12 protein-coding genes are annotated in these 17,613 nt (G+C 50.8%); 2 read left to right on the top strand and 10 right to left on the bottom strand.

From position 1 onward, the window contains the following. Positions 1-294: 294 nt before the first annotated feature. Positions 295-1,017, bottom strand: coding sequence for a fumarate/nitrate reduction transcriptional regulator Fnr (gene fnr / locus ACJJI5_RS04415; RefSeq protein WP_445355625.1), 723 nt, complete (start codon positions 1,015-1,017; stop codon positions 295-297). A 169-nt stretch (positions 1,018-1,186) separates the two neighbouring features. Continuing rightward, positions 1,187-2,053 (bottom strand): SDR family oxidoreductase, encoded by an 867-nt coding sequence (locus tag ACJJI5_RS04410; RefSeq protein WP_444896045.1) that lies wholly within the window; start codon positions 2,051-2,053, stop codon positions 1,187-1,189. Between the two features lie 302 nt (positions 2,054-2,355). On the opposite strand from ACJJI5_RS04410, the gene ACJJI5_RS04405 reads away from it, so the two are divergent. Then, positions 2,356-3,378 (top strand): adenosine deaminase, encoded by a 1,023-nt coding sequence (locus ACJJI5_RS04405; protein ID WP_445355624.1) that lies wholly within the window; start codon positions 2,356-2,358, stop codon positions 3,376-3,378. A gap of 52 nt (positions 3,379-3,430) precedes the next feature. Here the strand turns inward: ACJJI5_RS04405 and fnr (ACJJI5_RS04400) are convergent, their stop codons facing one another. From fnr (ACJJI5_RS04400) to ACJJI5_RS04380, 5 genes are all read right to left on the bottom strand, one after another. After that, a complete protein-coding gene (gene fnr / locus ACJJI5_RS04400; RefSeq protein ID WP_444916193.1) occupies positions 3,431-4,156 on the bottom strand; it encodes a fumarate/nitrate reduction transcriptional regulator Fnr in 726 nt (241 codons plus the stop codon). Between the two features lie 73 nt (positions 4,157-4,229). Next, positions 4,230-5,612 carry an oxygen-independent coproporphyrinogen III oxidase gene (hemN, locus tag ACJJI5_RS04395; protein ID WP_445355623.1) on the bottom strand — a complete coding sequence of 461 codons (1,383 nt, stop codon included), beginning with the start codon at positions 5,610-5,612 and terminating at the stop codon, positions 4,230-4,232. A gap of 123 nt (positions 5,613-5,735) precedes the next feature. Further along, complete coding sequence (locus ACJJI5_RS04390; protein ID WP_445355622.1) at positions 5,736-6,434, bottom strand: OmpW/AlkL family protein; 699 nt, start codon at positions 6,432-6,434, stop codon at positions 5,736-5,738. Between the two features lie 397 nt (positions 6,435-6,831). Beyond that, complete coding sequence (gene mmsB, locus ACJJI5_RS04385) at positions 6,832-7,737, bottom strand: 3-hydroxyisobutyrate dehydrogenase (protein ID WP_445355621.1); 906 nt, start codon at positions 7,735-7,737, stop codon at positions 6,832-6,834. Positions 7,738-7,809: 72 nt separating this feature from the next. Then, on the bottom strand, positions 7,810-8,916 hold the full coding sequence (locus tag ACJJI5_RS04380) for an enoyl-CoA hydratase/isomerase family protein (RefSeq protein WP_445355620.1): 1,107 nt from the start codon (positions 8,914-8,916) through the stop codon (positions 7,810-7,812). Between the two features lie 180 nt (positions 8,917-9,096). On the opposite strand from ACJJI5_RS04380, the gene ettA reads away from it, so the two are divergent. After that, positions 9,097-10,761 carry an energy-dependent translational throttle protein EttA gene (ettA, locus tag ACJJI5_RS04375; RefSeq protein WP_413663399.1) on the top strand — a complete coding sequence of 555 codons (1,665 nt, stop codon included), beginning with the start codon at positions 9,097-9,099 and terminating at the stop codon, positions 10,759-10,761. Positions 10,762-10,875: 114 nt separating this feature from the next. Here ettA and ACJJI5_RS04370 read toward each other — a convergent pair whose 3' ends face one another. Genes ACJJI5_RS04370 through ACJJI5_RS04360 form a run of 3 tightly spaced genes read right to left on the bottom strand, consistent with a single transcriptional unit; the run spans position 10,876 to position 16,902 of the window. Next, complete coding sequence (locus tag ACJJI5_RS04370; protein WP_445355619.1) at positions 10,876-12,993, bottom strand: ATP-binding cassette domain-containing protein; 2,118 nt, start codon at positions 12,991-12,993, stop codon at positions 10,876-10,878. Next, positions 12,983-15,715, bottom strand: a complete 2,733-nt coding sequence (locus ACJJI5_RS04365; protein ID WP_445355618.1) for an ATP-binding cassette domain-containing protein — start codon at positions 15,713-15,715, stop codon at positions 12,983-12,985. The genes ACJJI5_RS04370 and ACJJI5_RS04365 overlap by 11 nt, the downstream gene beginning before the upstream one ends. A 2-nt stretch (positions 15,716-15,717) precedes the next feature. Continuing rightward, positions 15,718-16,902 (bottom strand): HlyD family secretion protein, encoded by a 1,185-nt coding sequence (locus ACJJI5_RS04360; RefSeq protein ID WP_444896037.1) that lies wholly within the window; start codon positions 16,900-16,902, stop codon positions 15,718-15,720. Between the last annotated feature and the right edge of the window lie 711 nt (positions 16,903-17,613).

Raw genomic sequence — 17,613 nt, 5'->3', positions numbered from 1 at the left:
AAAATACCAGGCAAGAGAGCTACAAATATCCAGGCTATACAGCCAAACCCTCTTAAACAAAGGAGAAAAGAAAACACTTCCAAAATGGTGACACCAAATTAGAACCATCGTACCCTTTTAAGACGGCAGTATTCGCAGCTATTCTGGCTAAAATGACCCAGATACTGCCGAAATAGACAAGGAATAAAAATTAAAATTAGGAGGCTTTATGCGCCAGCGTGCTCAATAGCCGCTATAAAAAAGAAGCGTTAGGTTCCAGAAAATCAATTGGAAAAGTGAAAACCTGTACGGCTATCAGTCGTAGCCACAATGGGTTCCAGCCAATTCACTCAACGCCAACAAGTCAAGGATTTCAACCATTCGACCACTAACATTCACCAGTCCATCTCGCTGAAAACGCGAAAATAAACGGCTCACCGTCTCCGCTGTTAACCCCAAGTAATTGGCGATGTCCGTTCTCGGCATAGAGAGTACAAATTCACGGGGGGAGTAACCACGACATGCATAGCGACTGGAAATATTAATCAACAATGCCGCTAAGCGAGCATCAGCAGCACGCTTTCCCAGCAACATTAAGATTTCATTTTCCTGCCGCAACTCTTCGGAAAAAATGCTATAGATTTGCTGCTGCAGTGCTGGAACTTCCTGAGCTAAGGTTTCCAGTTGGTCAAATGGCAACAAGCACACACTGCTATCTTCCAGTGCCTCCGCATAACTGGGGTGAACCCGACTACTATAAGCATCGAGCCCCAACAGCTCACCAGGAAGGGCGAAATGTGTTACCTGGATATTCCCATCTGCACCAATGACTACTGTTTTGACACTTCCAGAGCGAATCGCATAGAGATTTTGGAAAGGGTCACCTGCTCGATACAAGGTTTCACCCGCTTTAATTACCTTTTTCTTGCGGGTAACACGTTCAAGCCGGTCAATATCCGCCTGCACCAGCCCTGCAGGCAAGCACAAACGCTTGACTGAACAGTTACTACAACTTACGGCCTGCGCTGACTTGGTCATAGCTAGGCAACCAAATTCTTTTACTGACAGTAATACTATTGCCGGCCATGAATCAACTTTTTGACTCTTTCATAACCGGCTTGTCCTGGTAAATACACTCCATAATACTAAGCAACACACATTGTAGTTAGTAACTTGCCCTATGTGCTAAATTCGTAAAGTTAAAAGATTAAAACTCAGGTAAAAAGCTTTCGATTACCATTCGTTGCTGTTTTTTGCCATCCTGATCCAAGCCGCTCTTAAAATTGCAAAGTTTATTGGCCCACTTGGATGTTCTGACCCGAATAGGTGGCTCCTCAGCCTGTACCACTTGTAAAACCACGTCGGCTACTTGGTCAGATGTCTGGTATATCTCAGCTGTCTGCTCTGGGCTTCGCGACCTCATACCACCAATATACTGATTGAAGACCCCCTGGTATTCATCTTCGGGATACCCCTGGCTCCGCTCCAACTGCGAAAGCACATTATTGGCAAACTCTGAGTGGATACCACCGGGCTCGACAGCGGTAAAATTAATATTAAAGGCAGGGGTTATATAACTTGCCAGGGCCTCTGTATAACCCTCAACAGCAAATTTTGCCGCACAATACAGCTCATTGAACGGCTGCCCAACTAGCCCACCCACTGACGAAATATTGATAACGTGTCCACTACGAGCTTCGCGCATATGGGGTAAAACTGCTTTAGTGCAGCGAACTACACCGAGGTAGTTCACATCCGTCACCCAACGTATCTCTTCTTCGCTGGCGTGTTCAGTGGTCTTTACAAAACCAGCGCCAGCATTGTTGATCAATAAATCGATACGCCCAGCATCCCGGATAATGGTATCTACGCAGTTCTGAATACTGTCAGAATCTGTTACATCCAATTCCATCACTTCGAGAGCCGCCCCCTGAGGAGCCGCATTTATCAGCTGGTCGGCCTTGGAGAGATCTCTCATGGTGGCAAAGACCCTAAACCCCTGCTTGGCCATTTGCAGCGCCAGACTCTGCCCCAGCCCTGTGGAAGTCCCGGTAATCAAGGCAACCTTACTCATTGCTCTCTCCTCAGTATCAGTTAATCAATCTCAAGATGTAAACTACTCAGTGCAGTATACACATGAATAGCAGTAAGTAAACCGGTCGGTGTATTTTCTGGCAATGAATCTGGCTGCAGCTAAACAATAGGGCTGGCGAGTCAGAATAAGCCGCAAAATAAGCTCCGCCAGCTTTATTCTCAGAGGGTGTAACCTGATACCATTAGCGCCCTTTTATAGCCCAGACAGTTTCTGTGAGTCGGAATGTTGGATAGCCTCCGGCGCATTCACGTTCACAGGTAGTCCCGCAACAAGGTATTTCTATGTCCATTGCCGATTTGAACTTTTTGAAAGCACTGCCAAAAGCCGAGCTTCATCTCCATATCGAGGGTTCACTGGAACCGGAGCTAATGTTCGAGTTGAGCAAGCGCAACAATATTGAAATTCCCTTTTCCAGTATTGAGGAAATTAAAGCAGCCTATAAATTTCATAATTTACAGTCCTTCCTCGATATTTATTATCAAGGCGCTTCGGTCCTGATCCATGAGCAGGATTTTTATGATCTGACCATGGCTTATCTCAAGCGCTGTCGTGAAGACAATGTTGTCCACACAGAGATCTTCTTTGACCCCCAAACCCATACAGAGAGGGGCATTGATATCGGTGTGGTTATCAAGGGCATTAACAGCGCTCTTGATGATGCAAGAAATGAGTGGGGAATAAGTAGCCACCTTATTTTGTGCTTCTTACGCCACCTGAGTGAAGAGGAAGCAATTGCCACCTTGGAAGCGGCAAAACCATACCTCAACTTAATAAAAGGTGTTGGGCTGGACTCTTCTGAGCTGGGTCATCCACCCAGCAAATTTGAAAACGTTTTTGCTATGGCCAAAGAGCTAGGGCTTGAGAGAGTTGCCCATGCTGGTGAAGAGGGGCCTGCCGATTATATCGTAGAGGCTCTCGATCTTCTGGACGTGAGCCGTATCGACCATGGGGTTCGCTGCGTTGAGGACGAAGCACTAATTGAGCGCCTGAAAGCGGAAAATATCCCCCTGACCGTTTGCCCGCTCTCCAATACCGCACTCTGTGTCTACGACAATATGAACCAACACCCCATTTTGTCACTCCTCGAGCGCGGCCTGTGTGTCACTGTTAATGCAGATGATCCCGCTTACTTTGGCGGTTACGTTAATAAAAATTATCTGGCCCTTAGCGAAAGTCTGGGCATGACTAAAGAGCAGGCGAAAAAACTGGCCCTGAATAGTTTTAAAGCGAGCTACATTTCAGAGGCAGATAAAGAAAAGTGGGCGGAGGCAATATCAGCAGTCGAAACGGTTGCTGAAGTTTAGTGGATTGGGTAGTGTCCTGACTGACTATAAAGCCAGGACACTATTTAAAAATTCAGTCTTCATCATAACCACAGTGAGTACCCGCTAGCTCACTGAGTTCAATTAAATTAATAATCTCAACTGATCGACCACTCACCTTAATTAATTTTTCTCGCTGAAAACGCGAGAAAAGCCGGCTGACAGTTTCCGCTGTCAAACCCAAATAATTGGCGATATCAGTGCGCGGCATCGATAAAACAAACGCACTGTGAGAGTATCCACGGCGAGCGTAACGGCTGGAAATATTAATCAGAAGAGCCGCCAAACGAGTATCGGCAGAGCGCTTGCCCAACAACATTAAAATATCGTTTTCCTGGCGCAACTCTTCAGAAAAAATGCTGTAAATCTGCTGCTGCAGGGCTGTCACCTGCTGGGCCAAAATTTCCAGTTGAGTAAAAGGCAGCAGGCAAACACTGCTGTCTTCCAATGCTTCCGCATAACTCGGATGTACCCGAGTACTGTAGGCATCCAGACCGAGCAGTTCCCCAGGTAAAGCGAAGTGGGTGACCTGAGTGTCACCATCTGCAGCAATCACCACAGTTTTAAAACTGCCTGAGCGAATTGCATAGAGATTGGCAAACGGATCGCCAGCTCGGTAAAGGGTCTCCCCCGCTTTAATTATTTTCTTTCGACGCGTGATCTGCTCTAGCCGATCAATATCAGACTGACACAAACCAGCTGGCAAGCACAAACGCCTGACTGAACAGTTGCCGCAACTAACAGCTGTAGAGGAATCCATCATACTAAACCGGTCGGTAAACTAATTTGCCGCAATTGTAACGGCTGTCGAGCCGTTAGTCTCCTACCGGTAGCTATAGAACACGTGAATATTTCGCATCTGTTTCTTGACTGTGCAAATACATATCAAATGCAGCGGCAACATTTCTCACGAACCAGCGGCCTTCCTCGGTAACAATAATATTTTCGTTATCCTGATAAATTAGACCATCGTCAAACATAGGCTGTAAGCGCACTAATTCCTCAGAGAAATACTCCTCAAAGGAAGCACCTATACGCTGTTCAACAAGGTTTTTATCCAGGCGCAAACGACACATTAATTCACTAATAATCCACTGGCGCAAACGATCTTCATCATCCATTAACCAGCCGCGGCAGGCTGCAGATTTCCCTTCTCCAATCGCCTGAGTATATTCTTTTAAGCGATGTAAATTTTGCCAGTAGCCATCGCGACTGTAGCTGATCGCCGATGCCCCCAGACCGACCAAAGCATCTGCCGGCATTAGGGTGTAACCCTGGAAATTGCGCTGCAGCATACCGGCATGGGCTGCCTTAGCCAGTTCATCCCCAGGACGGGCAAAGTGATCCATCCCCAAAAATTCATACCCCGCCTTACCCAGGTGCTCTACAGCCGCCAGCTGCATCGCCACTTTTTCTGCGGCAGAAGGGATTAAATCCGTATCAATCAGGCGCTGGGCCTTAAATCGGTGTGGCAGGTGTGCATAGTGATAAAGAGCGATGCGGTCCGGTTGCAGCTCCAGCACTTTATCCAAAGTGCGGTGCAGGCTGCTCAGCCCCTGCTTGGGTAGTCCGTAAATCAGGTCGTAGGAAATGGACTCAAACCCGCGCTCACGCGCCGCTACGGTCAACTCCGTAACTTGGTCGGCACTGCAGATACGATTGATTGAACGCTGAACTTCGATATCGAAATCCTGCACCCCCAGGCTCAAGCGGTTAAAACCCAGTTCTCGCAGGGTATCCAGGGTCTCTAACTCAAGGGTACGTGGATCGGCCTCAATACTGTATTCAACCCCGTCGCCTGGGCGCAAATCAAAAACTTCAGCCAGCCCTCCCATTAAGCGACGCATATCACTATCACTCAAGAATGTCGGCGTACCACCGCCCAAGTGCAATTGGGTAACGGGGACATCAGCCACCTTATCCCGGTACCACTGGGCTTCCTGCAGCAAGTGATCCAGATAACTGGAAGCCAATCCATACTGGTGAGTGATTACTTTATTACAAGCGCAGAAGTAACAGAGAGAACGGCAAAAAGGAATATGAACATAAAGGGACAAGCTGCGAATATCCTGCAGTGCTGCCCAGGGCTCAATTCCATTTAATGTGTGAAAACGATCGGCGGTAGGATACGAGGTGTAGCGCGGGCAGGGTCCGCTATAACGGGATAAGAGTTCTTCAGACAACCCTCCCACGGGGCTTTTAATCTCTTGCTTCATATTCATTCACACCTCGTTCGGTAGTTTGCTTGGAAATCCGACACAAACAAAAAAGCAGCCACCGGGTCTTCGACCAGAAAACCACAGTGACTGCTCTACCCCAGACCTATTTATTGCTACCTTTTAGAAGCGGTAGCCCAGACCAGCCATGTAAACCAGCGGATCAATATCCACATTGGCAGTCACTTCACCCAGGCCAGGTACTTTGACTTTGGCGTCGGTCTCAATGTCCATCCAGAACACAGACATATTGAACAGCCAGCGTTGATCGGCACCGAAGGTAAAATCGATACCGGCTTCTGCTGCCAGGCCAAATGAATTGTCCAGGGACAGTTCTGCATCACCGGTAGCGCCAAGGCTTTCGAAAGCGCTATCGGCGGTGCTGCTGATTTCTTCATCAAAGAAAGCGGTGTAGTTCACACCCAGGCCAACATACGGCTGAATGTTGGACTGTGGCTCCATCGGATACCATTGAACCAACAGAGTCGGCGGCAGGTGCTTGGTTTCCCCCAGGTCGAAGCTGCCCAAGCCCTCGCCAACAACTTCGATATCGTGGCTGAACGGCGTTGCGGCAACCAGTTCCAAACCCCAGTGATCGCGGAACATGTAGACGCCGGTCAGGCCCAGTGCGGAGCCGTTATCCACATCAACACCGGTTTGGTTGATGCCGGTTCCATTCAAGGAAAGTACGCTGGAATTAGCATCGGGTGCTACAGTGGCCATGCCACCGCGCAGAATTAAACTGCCTTGTTCATAGGCCAGTGCGGGTGCAGAAAGTACGGCGGTCAAAGCGGCTGTCGCACAAGCAGTTATACGATTCATTAACTTCTCCATAAAGCGATTAGGCATTTTTCCCGACTCAGGAAGGGCCCCCCTCCAGGCACAATCACAAGTCGCGGACAGGTTACTCGCTGACTGCCTGAGGCTGCTTGATCCAAATCAAGCTGCCGAATTACCTGGAAAAAAATCCATTGGAATGTGCAGCAGCAAGATAATTGCGCTGTTTAAGGGAGACCCGTTTCCGGGAAGGGGCGGGGAAGATAGCGGCTCAGAAAGTCCGAGGGAACCGAGCACTCAATGGTATTTGATACGATCTTGCCAAATTGAGAACTACCGCAAATTTTTTCTTTAGATGACAGAGTTGAGGGCAAGCAAACCAGGCCAAAACTGCACCACTGCCGACATTGCCAGACTGTGGTGCAAGGCCTTTAAACAAGCGCTAAGTAAGGCTGCCCGCTGGGCGCCGGAACATATTCTGAATACTGGAGAAATCCAGTTGCCGGTTTTCCTCACTAGCGCCATGCAGTTGGAAAAGATTTTTCGCCAGGGCTCCCATCGGAGTAGAGGATGCACTGGTTGAGGCGGCATCCATAGCCAGTCCCAGGTCCTTGAGCATCAATGCCACACTGAAACCGCCGGCATAACCCTTTGCCGAAGGCACGCTCTCCATAGTGCCCGGGTAGGGATTGTAGTTAGCCAGGGACCAATTATTACCCGAACTTTCCCGCATAATATCGCTCAGTACCTTGGCATCCAGCCCCTTATCCACTCCCAGCTGTAAAGCTTCTGCGGTACCGGTCATATGGATCGCGAGCAACAGATTGTTGCAGATCTTTGCCACCTGCCCGGCACCGGCAGCACCGGCGAGGAATATCTTACTGCCCATCACCTGCAGCGGGGCCCGCGCTGCATCAAATGCCGCTTCATCCCCGCCGCACATAAAGCAAAGCGTCCCCGCCTGTGCCGCAGCTGTACCACCGGATACCGGAGCATCTATCGCTCTCAACCCATGCTCCCCGGCAGCCTGGCTGACCAGGCAGGCATCCTCTGCAGAGATAGTCGAACAGTCGATAATCAGGGTATCGGCCGGGAGTTGCTGCAACAACCCAGCCTCTCCCAGGTAGAGCTCTTTCACCGCGTCGCCACTGGGCAACATGGAAATTACGATATCCGCGCCCTCAACAGCCTGTTGGGCACTGTCACAGGGCAGGCAGCCATCTCGCTGTGCCTGTTCCAGAGCAACAGGGCTCAAATCAAATGCCGCTACGGTATAGCCGACCTTCGCCAAGTTGGCAGCCATGGGGCCACCCATATTACCCAAACCAAAAAAGGCTATCTTTTCCATAAAAGCCACTCCCTATTTTGTTGTTGGTATCCCTGGCGATTAACAGCCCGGGACGCTCGGTAAATACGATATCTACAGGTCGGCCAGTGGGTGCTCACCAGCCCAGGGTCCCTCAAAGCAGCTTTCCACCTGCGCAGGTGTAATCTGTTCCAAGCTGTCAGGTTGCCACTGGGGTTCGCGGTCTTTATCAATCAACAGCGCGCGCACCCCTTCCTTAAAGTGGCCACTGGCACAGAGGTTTACCGCGAGTGCCAACTCCATGCGGTAGATATCCGCCAGGGACAGGTGTCGAGCCCGCTGTAATTGCTCCCACACAATCCAGGGTGTCAGCGGAGAGCCACCTGCCAAAGTGGCAGCTGCCCGCTGCAACCACTTATCCACACCCTGGTATGCACTGATGGCAGCACAAACCTCTGGCAAGGTGGCAAAATCGGTAAGCTGCTGGATTTGGTCATAATGCTCTCGCAGAGCAGACTCAGGCCGCTCCAGAAGGGGCAGCTCCTGGGATTTAAGGCAATTACTAATTAACTGGTGATTGGCTTCCAGGTTTTCACCGAAACTGAGCTCCGCTAACGCAGACAAGACTGACTCCCGCTGGCCCTGACCGATTATGCGGTCCGCCATACCGGCAAACAGGGCATCGGCGCCATTAAACTGCGCACCGGTCAGTCCCAGGAAAAGTCCAAGGCGCCCGGGCATACGATTCAGGAACCAGCTGCCCCCCACATCGGGAAACAAACCAATCGTAATCTCCGGCATTGCCATACGCGTGGTTTCGGTCACAATCCGGTGGCTGGCTCCCGCCATAATGCCGATACCGCCTCCCATCACGAAGCCACCGCCCCACACCACGACGGGCTTGGCGTAAGTGTGAATCTGGTAGTCCAGGCGATATTCGCGGGAGAAGAAGTCGGTGGTGAAGCCGTAGTCCGGTGTCTCACCATAGGCGGCGGACTCCCGATACAGCGCCACCACATCGCCGCCAGCGCACAGCGCCTTGTCGCCACTGCCATCGATCCAGACTGCTGCAACTTCAGTGTCTTCAGCCCAGCGGTTTAGCTGGGCCGATAACAGATCGATCATGGGTGAATTTAAGGCATTGAGAGCCTTGGGGAGGTTTAGTGTCGCGATCGCCAGGGCGCCGCGCCGGGAAAACAACACCGGGGAATCCTGATCCATTTTTATTCGTCTTATAGCTCTTGTACTAGATAGTGTCGCAGTTAAACACAGATCACATTTGACGTCAGCCACACGCGAGTACAGCGGGCTACCTAAGAGATACCCGGTTGCACTTTTTACGCAAACTGATAAGTTGCGCGCAAAATCTGACCGATTCCAACACCCATTACGGAACCCCAAATGGCCGAATACGTATACACCATGAACCGGGTGGGCAAAGTAGTGCCCCCCAAGCGCGAGATCCTCAAGGACATCTCCCTCTCCTTCTTCCCCGGCGCCAAGATCGGCGTACTCGGTCTAAACGGCGCAGGTAAATCCACCCTGCTGCGCATCATGGCCGGGGTCGACCAGGACTTTAACGGCGAAGCCCGCGCAATGCCCGGCATCAAGGTCGGCTACCTGCCCCAGGAACCGCAACTCGATGCCAGCAAGACCGTGCGCGGCAACGTAGAGGACGGTGTACGCGAAGCCATCGACGCCCTCGCCGGCCTGGAACAGGTCTACGCCGATTACGCCGAGCCCGACGCAGACTTCGATGCCCTGGCCAAGAAACAGCAACAGTTCGAAGACATTATCCAGGCCTGGGACGCCCACAACCTGGAGCACCGCCTGGAAGTTGCCGCAGACGCACTGCGCCTGCCCCCCTGGGATGCGGACGTAAACAATCTGTCCGGCGGTGAAAAGCGCCGTGTGGCCCTTTGCCGCCTGCTGCTGTCCCGCCCGGATATGCTGCTTCTCGACGAACCCACCAACCACCTGGATGCGGAATCCGTATTCTGGCTGGAGCGCTTCCTGCACGATTTCACTGGCACTGTGGTTGCCATCACCCACGATCGCTACTTCCTCGACAATGTTGCCGGCTGGATTCTGGAACTGGACCGCGGCCACGGCATCCCCTGGGAAGGTAACTACACCACTTGGCTGGAACAGAAAGAAAAACGCCTGGAGCAAGAGCAGCGCGGCGAACAGGCTCGCGCCAAAGCCATGCAAAAGGAACTCGAGTGGGCCCGTCAAAACCCCAAGGGCCGTCAGTCCAAAAACAAGGCCCGTTTGTCCCGCCTGGAAGAAATGCAGTCCCAGGACTTCCAGGCCCGCAACGAGACCAACGAAATCTACATTCCGCCCGGCGAGCGTCTCGGCGACAATGTGATTGAGTTTAAAGGTGTGAGCAAAGGCTTCGGCGAGCGCCTGCTGATCGACAACCTGTCTTTCCGCGTGCCCAAGGGCGCAATTGTAGGTATCGTCGGCGGTAACGGTGCCGGTAAGTCCACCCTGTTCCGTATGATCAGCGGCACCGAGCAGCCGGACTCCGGTGAGATCAAGATGGGGGAAACCGTTAAGGTCGCCTACGTTGAACAGGGCCGTGAAAACCTGGATGACAGCAAGACCGTATGGGAAGCCATCTCAGACGGCCACGATATGCTCAAGATCAACAACTACGAAGTGGGCTCGCGCAACTATGTTGGCCGCTTTAACTTCAAGGGCAGTGACCAGCAGAAGCGCGTAGGCGAACTCTCCGGCGGTGAACGCGGGCGCCTGCACCTGGCCTATACCCTCAAGCAGGGCGCCAACGTACTGCTGCTGGACGAACCCTCCAACGATCTGGATATCGAAACCCTGCGCGCCCTGGAAGAAGCCCTGCTCAACTTCCCCGGCTGTGCCCTGGTAATCTCGCACGATCGCTGGTTCCTGGACCGCGTTGCCACCCATATCCTCGCCTATGAGGGTGAGAGTGAAGCGGTATTCTTCGAGGGTAACTACACCGAGTACCACGAGGACTTTGTGCAGCGCAAAGGTGAGGATGCAACACCCCATCGCATGCATTATAAGAAGCTAAAGACTTGATTTTGATAATAAAAAAGCCCGCATTATGCGGGCTTTTTTATTAGATTCGAGGTACATAATACCTCTCCTTCCATAGGTTACTTAAGTAAAATCCCCAAAAATAAACTTAGCGCTCTAGGGGTGGGCAATCACCATCAGGGTATCTGCATTTTTCTGCGCACAGGCTACCGCCATCTGCAGGTTCTCCGGATCGAGTGCCGCAAAACTCTCATCCAACACCACTAACTCAGCATTTTGTAAAAGCGCACGGGCGATAAATAAACGGCTCATCTCGCCATGAGACAACCTCCACCCCATCTCGCCAACCGTTTGTAAAATCCCCGCCGGCATTTTTTTCAATAGCGGGGTCAGCCCCAGCTCATCACAAATTGCATAAGCCTTGCGCAGGCTCTCCTGGTGAGGTGGCCACTGGTCTCCCATTAATAAATTAAAAAGAAATGAATCTCCCAGCACATGATTTTCATGAAACTGGGGAGCTGATGCGACCATCCTGCGCCAAGGCTCAGCACCAATACTCGCCCGGTCGTAGCCATTAAGTAGTAATAAACCTTCATCCGGCCGCTGAATACCGGTGAGAATATTCGCTAAAGTAGATTTACCTGAACCAGAAGCGCCCTGTAGTAAAAGCCGATCGCCAGGATAAATACTGAGATTGCAACCCGCCAACACCGCTTGATCTTTTCCTTTGTAAGTAAAGCCAATATCGCGTAAATAACACAGTGGTTGCGAGGAACTTTGCTGGCCCGACGGCGTAACCATTGCCGACCCCACGCTTCCCTTTACAATGCACTCTTCCAAGAAAAATAATTCACGTACTTTTTCCCAGGAAATTGCTGCATTCAAAGCACTGGTAAAGCCACTCATACACTTCAAGACCGCGCGATACCCCAACAACATACCTCCAAAGGCAATCGCGAGCTGGGTACTACTAATACTGTTAGCGATAAATATTGGAGCCAACCCCACTACCCCAAGAAGTAACCAGAGGCGCGGCAAAAAAGCCTGCAAACGCGCCATGGTGTTATCCATGTGAGAGGAAATCGCCAGGTAGTTATTTAACTCACTGTCTTCGCCCCGGTGCCAGTCGCCAGGTGCCTGCTGCGCGAGGCGGGTGCGGTGGCCGATCATTTTCTCAATCAAACGGTGGGTCATTGAAAGGCGCTGTGACGTCCACTCTTTGCGGCCGTAGTACTGTGCCCGCCCCAGGAAAAACGCAACCGCTAAAAATAGGGGCAAAATTGCTGCGTAGATAAGGCCACCAGCTCCCATCAGTAAAATTGAGGCTGCAATTAACAGTTCTACAACGCCGAGCAATAATAAAAAGGCACCCTGTAACGCACTGGCTTCTATATTCTCCGCATCGTAAACCCTGCCCAATACCTGACCCGACCCCATATGGCGAATACGACTGGGAATAACGCGCAGCGCGCTGGCAAGCAATCGCTGCTTCAGGAGTGCACCGGTCTCAACGGAGACCACACCTCGCAGCCGGGCTGTGAGCAGGGATAGGGGAACCTGAGTCACCAATAACAATACCCAGGCAGATAGCCAGCCAGTATCAATATGGCCCTCGAGCACAGCCCTACCTATCACCCACCAGCTACACAGAAAAATAGCCATCTGGGCACTGTGACAGGCAAGCATGGCGGCAGAGCGCCAATACAACCCGCGCTGGCGAAGTTGTAGGCGGAAAGACCGGTGAGAGGATTGACGCAACAACCAGAAATCATCCAGGCGTACGCCGGCAAGGTTTTCCCGCAGCAGGGCGGTCATGGCTTTCTTGCGCCGACGCCCTTGAATGTGTGCACTATCCAGCAACTGTTCGATACGCTCGCGCTGGGGCCCTTCAAGCTCGCGAGCCAGCTGCTGAATAACCAGCTCTAGGCAAACTTTCTCCAGGTGCAGTGCCGGTGTGAGCAGCTGTAACTTATGCCCCCTGCCACCACACAGTGCGATAAAATATTCCCCCTCGGGAAAGCGAACCCGCAACAGCGCCGGGGCGGCTCCCAACAGCATGATTTCCAGCTCTGGGTAGCTACAACTCACCTGCTCCACTTGCAAGTCCAAAGCTTCAGCACCTGCCTGCAACCTGGCATTCAACTCCAGGGTGCTTCCAAGGGATTTGTGCTCCGCTACTTCAGGCTCCAAGCCGCTGTATTTTGCCAACGCTTGTAAGGCGGCCTCCAGCTGCGACACTGGCCAGCAATAGGGCATTAATTCTTTACTGCTCACTGGCAACCTCCGTAAACCGGGAGGCCGGTGTCGCCCCAGGAACTCCTTGTACTTCTGTCAATTGACCGCTGGCCATGCGCAAGTGACGCCAACTGCTACTCTGCCAACACTCTTGCCAGAGACTGCTTTCAGCTGCCAGTAGCTGCGCATAGCGCGTGTCGCCCTGGGCTTGAAGCTCACTGGGCTTACCATCTTCAATAATGCAACCCTCGTCCACGACCAAAACACGAGGAAAGTCCCGGGTTTCACTGATATCGTGGGTAATACAGATCAGGGTGACCCCCTGCCAAACCTCCCGCACCCGGTTCATCAGGCGCTGCCGCTGTTGGCGATCAAGCCCCCTGAACGGTTCATCCAGAATCACACAAGCAGTTTCCTCGCGGCCAAGTGCGCGCCCCAGACGTACGCGCTGCCCTTCACCACCACTGACCAGGGCACCACTTTCGCCTAGCGGGCTTTGCAGCCCCTCCGGTAGCGCTGCTACCAGCTTGAGCAAATCCGCTTGCTGTAAAATGGGGTAAAGGGGAGCTCCGGGCTTATTGCCGTAACTCAAGTTTTCCAGAAGGCTGCTATTCCACAGCTGAATTGCGGGATCAACCCAGGCACAGTGAAGGCGAAAACGATGCAGTAATTCTCCCTTCAACTCTCTACCATTGAGCATCACACGGCCACTGGCGGGTTTGTGCCACCCCAGCAATAATCCGGCAAGGCTCGACTTGCCAGCGCCGGATGCTCCGACCACAGCAATTTGCTCACCGGGGTTAATTTCCAGATTTACCCTGTCGAGAATAGTGCGACCGCTGGTATTAACGGTGACATTCTCAAACTTGATACCCACCGGTTTTGCCGGGGAAAATTCCACACTATCAGCGGAATTTTTATCTGTGTCTGTTTCAGTGACTGCTTGCAGCGGTTCGAGGGCTCTCAGTAAAAAATTCCGTTGCCGTGGATAACTTCGCATCAGTCCCGCAATTTCTTCACCCAGCGGCGGCAATGCCAATACCCAATAAATCAATAAAAGCAGATCGGGACTTGCCCCTCGTGCATTAACACAATAAATCACCAATACACTACTGAGGGTACAATTAATCAACAGCTGTACCGCCTGGCTATTGAGCTGAAAACTCAGTGATGAGTATCCAGCCCTTATCCATTCAGTGAGCAGGTTTTCATGCTCACGCCGTACAGACTCACCGGCGCCGTGCGTACGGATTGGAATAACTCCCAGCAGCGCATCCATATAGAAGCGAGCCAGGGCTCCCGCATGAGTTTGTACTCTCATACTGTAATCAGTGAGTACTGGATGGAACATCAAGGGTACAGCAACTTGCAATACCGACATGACTAGCACCAAAGGAGCGGCAGCTGGAGCAAGCCAGATTATTCCGAGTGCAGTAGCGAACAGGGAGAAAATTTTAAAAATGAGACTCGTTCCGAGAACAGGCAAACCTCTCAAGGCGGCAATGCGGTGTGAGCGTTCGGCTGTATCAGAGGTGGGACGGCTCTGAAAGAAATGATCAGGTATTTTGGGTAGGGCCGCTAAAAACCTTATGCGGAAACGATTTTCCAAACGGCGCCCGACCACCATTTGGACTTTTGCTGCGGGAAACTGCAATAGCATTAATGTGATCATAAAGATCAACAGCAATGCAATCGTGCCTGCTCGCTGTATCTCTGTGGCTAACTCGCTGTGGATATCAATCAGGCCACGGAAAAGCAAGGCTTCGAACATCAGCCCCAATACCGCTCCGAGCATAGCAATAAATATAGTGAGTGGCGCAATCAATCCATCTTCGCGCATCAACCCCCAGAGCTGCCTGAGAGGTTGAACCGGTGGCTCTCGCAAAGCCCTGGATAGCGCTTCCGATTTCGGTTTAACTTCACTGACATCGCGGACCCTTTTTACGCTCACGATCACCGCACCACTAAATGCCAGCTGCTCTGGCGACAGTTCAATTGTCTCTGCCGGCTCACTTCCACGGGGACGGGACGGCCTAGCGCACCAGTAACTCTCTGGCACTAGAGAAAATGCTTGGCTGGTATCTGTAGAAAACTCAACAAACAGCCGCTGCAACATACCACTGACTTCAGTTCCTCGCTTTATCGCCCCAGACGTAACTAATGAGGTGAGCATTCGAACGGATGCATCGAGAAATGCCAGCGACAGCCAACTCTTATCTTTTAGCCCTTTGTCACAGAGCGTGGTGGCCACAGTATCGCCAACCTTTAAGTGTGCAATACGCTCTTTAAGCGGGGCAATAAAGTCATCACCACCTGCCCAGCTTCTCCAGCCCTGAGGAGACACCCGTAGGATGTGGACATGCAACTCATCCAAAAAACGACGTGCGCTAGGCCAACGCCTACCACTGGCGGGATCCATCACCTGCACAATACCGCGATGATTTTTCCAGGCCACGACAAAATGAGTGTTACCGTTTGGTAGCCGTACCACAACCAATCCTGGCAAGTAGCCGGTGGAGTTCAATAAGAGATGATCCACGGGAACCACCATCTGGGCAGCTTCTAGCCCAAGCTCTACCGCAATCTTTTCCAGGGTATTTATCGAGGTTCCATCTACATCAGTCTGGCAGGCATCGCGCAAATGGCCGTAGTGTGTATTTACACCAAAACCTTCGAGCAAACACTTCAGGGAAGCCGGACCACAGTCCATATTAGAGGTCTGAACTACCTCTGGAACTAACCAGCGTCTTTTGCTTTCCACTGTTACGCTCCCTCTTCCACGGTCTCTGCGGGAGCTTTGGCCGAGAGTATCTCACCTGTCCTTTGTAGAAGCAGTTGGTATGGTGTTTTCTTGCCTGTGGCAATTTCTACCCTGGCCGGTAAATCATGCAGTAATGGGAGATGGGGCGGTGCTTCACCTTGTAGGGATAGCTGTACAAGAACTTTGCCTTGCTGGACGGCACTAGCGACCCGTTCTACTCGGGCCTCCAATTGCCCATAACGGGCCCAGGAAAATCCATCCAGCTTTACTTGGGCCTTCTGCCCAGGCTGAATATGCCCCAAAGCTAATGCGGGTGGGAAAAATGCCTGTATAGAAATAACACCTTCTGCTTGAATCGTTGCAACTTGCTGCCCGGCAACCAACACTTCGCCTTCCCGTATTTTTGCCAGCGAAGCCAACACCCCGGTAATTGGGGCACGCAGGTTCTGCTCGCTCACAGCAAGGTGGCTTTGCTGAATACGGGTATCAACTTCTGCAATCTTTCCATCAATACCTTGATGCCGCTGCTTTAAAGCGCTCACTTCAAGTTGATATTCACTTATTAGCTGTGCTCGACGATCCTCCAAAGCGCGAATATCCGCCTGCACTTTCAGGGTTGCCATCGCCATTTGTTGGTACGTCCGTTTTGCGGCAAGGTAATCCAACTCTGAACTCTGCTGTTTTTGTAACAGCCGTTCATAACGATCGGCAACATCCGCTTGAATTTTCTGATTACTGACTTGAAGGTGGTACTGTTGCTCCAACAGCTTCAATTGATCACTGAGAGCCTTCTCATCTTCACCAAATTTTTTATCCAGCAGCTCTCGTTCCCTTTGAACTGATTCAAGTTGATCGCGCAAGCTGCCAGATATCTTGCTGTCTCCCTGTAGGCTCAAATCAAGTACGGACGTATCAAGACGAATGAGTACATCGTCCTGCTCTAAACTATCACCAAGCTCTGCCTCAATTTGAACAACACGTCCAACGCGCTGGGTACTTACATGAACAGTATTGTGCTCCTGCTCCAACCTAGCGTCTTCACTCACGCTATATGTTGTAATTTCTACTGTAAAAAACCATATAGCCCAAACGGCCAGAAGCAGGACACCGAGAGTAGTAGCTACAACCAAGGCACGGATAGAATCTGAAATAATAGCGCGGGTAGTGTTAAAAAAAGGCGTTGACAATATGAGAAACCTATAAATGGTTATCGCATTGAACAGGAGTAAAATTTAACTCTATTCATTCGATTTTTTTGTATTTCTCTTCTGAAAATACAGGACATACAAATTTAGATTTCTCAGGTAATGGAGTCAATTAGAATCTACACCTACCTGACTCTAACATAGTGGTTCATAACTCCCACCTAAACTTAGGTTATGATTCATATGGTGATTTTTAACCCCAGCACCAGAGCAGTCCAGATGAAGTCTTTCGACCAAAAATCATTGACAAGTAAATAGCAATCTATACTTGAGGCGCGTCTTTACTTTATTAATTCATATCCACCCAACACTGTAAGTAAGCGCAAACTAACTATACGCGTAGTGATTAGCTCATTGATAGTTATTCCCGCCACTAAAACCTTGATACAAAGCGAAGTATTTGTCGGGATATAAGAATTTCACATTTTTTACATATTTAAGCTAAGCAGTCACCATACTATATAAACATGGACTAACTTTTTGATAAAAAACCCCAAGAATGAAGCACAAGAGTTAAAATTAACAATGTAAATTCAGCTTACTATAAATACACACTCAAGACCTACTTAATACTTTATATTACTTCCAAAATGTCAAAAACAACACACATGATAGAGCTCAATCCCAAAAGGTGGCGCAAAAATCTTTACTAGAAATTTCTATAGAAGAGCAGCAAGTCGGGTCAATGTAAAT

This window comes from Microbulbifer maximicatervae (SeqCode) (assembly GCF_052467955.1).
This window is presented reverse-complemented; position numbering and strand designations above follow the sequence as displayed.

Coding starts and splice junctions, on each gene's coding strand:
- hemN (WP_445355623.1), bottom strand. CDS start 5,612: ATGAAGCAAGAGATTAAAAGCCCCGTGGGAGGGTTGTCTGAAGAACTC.
- ACJJI5_RS04410 (WP_444896045.1), bottom strand. CDS start 2,053: ATGAGTAAGGTTGCCTTGATTACCGGGACTTCCACAGGGCTGGGGCAG.
- ACJJI5_RS04405 (WP_445355624.1), top strand. CDS start 2,356: ATGTCCATTGCCGATTTGAACTTTTTGAAAGCACTGCCAAAAGCCGAG.
- ettA (WP_413663399.1), top strand. CDS start 9,097: ATGGCCGAATACGTATACACCATGAACCGGGTGGGCAAAGTAGTGCCC.
- fnr (WP_444916193.1), bottom strand. CDS start 4,156: ATGGATTCCTCTACAGCTGTTAGTTGCGGCAACTGTTCAGTCAGGCGT.
- mmsB (WP_445355621.1), bottom strand. CDS start 7,737: ATGGAAAAGATAGCCTTTTTTGGTTTGGGTAATATGGGTGGCCCCATG.
- ACJJI5_RS04380 (WP_445355620.1), bottom strand. CDS start 8,916: ATGGATCAGGATTCCCCGGTGTTGTTTTCCCGGCGCGGCGCCCTGGCG.
- ACJJI5_RS04390 (WP_445355622.1), bottom strand. CDS start 6,434: ATGAATCGTATAACTGCTTGTGCGACAGCCGCTTTGACCGCCGTACTT.
- fnr (WP_445355625.1), bottom strand. CDS start 1,017: ATGACCAAGTCAGCGCAGGCCGTAAGTTGTAGTAACTGTTCAGTCAAG.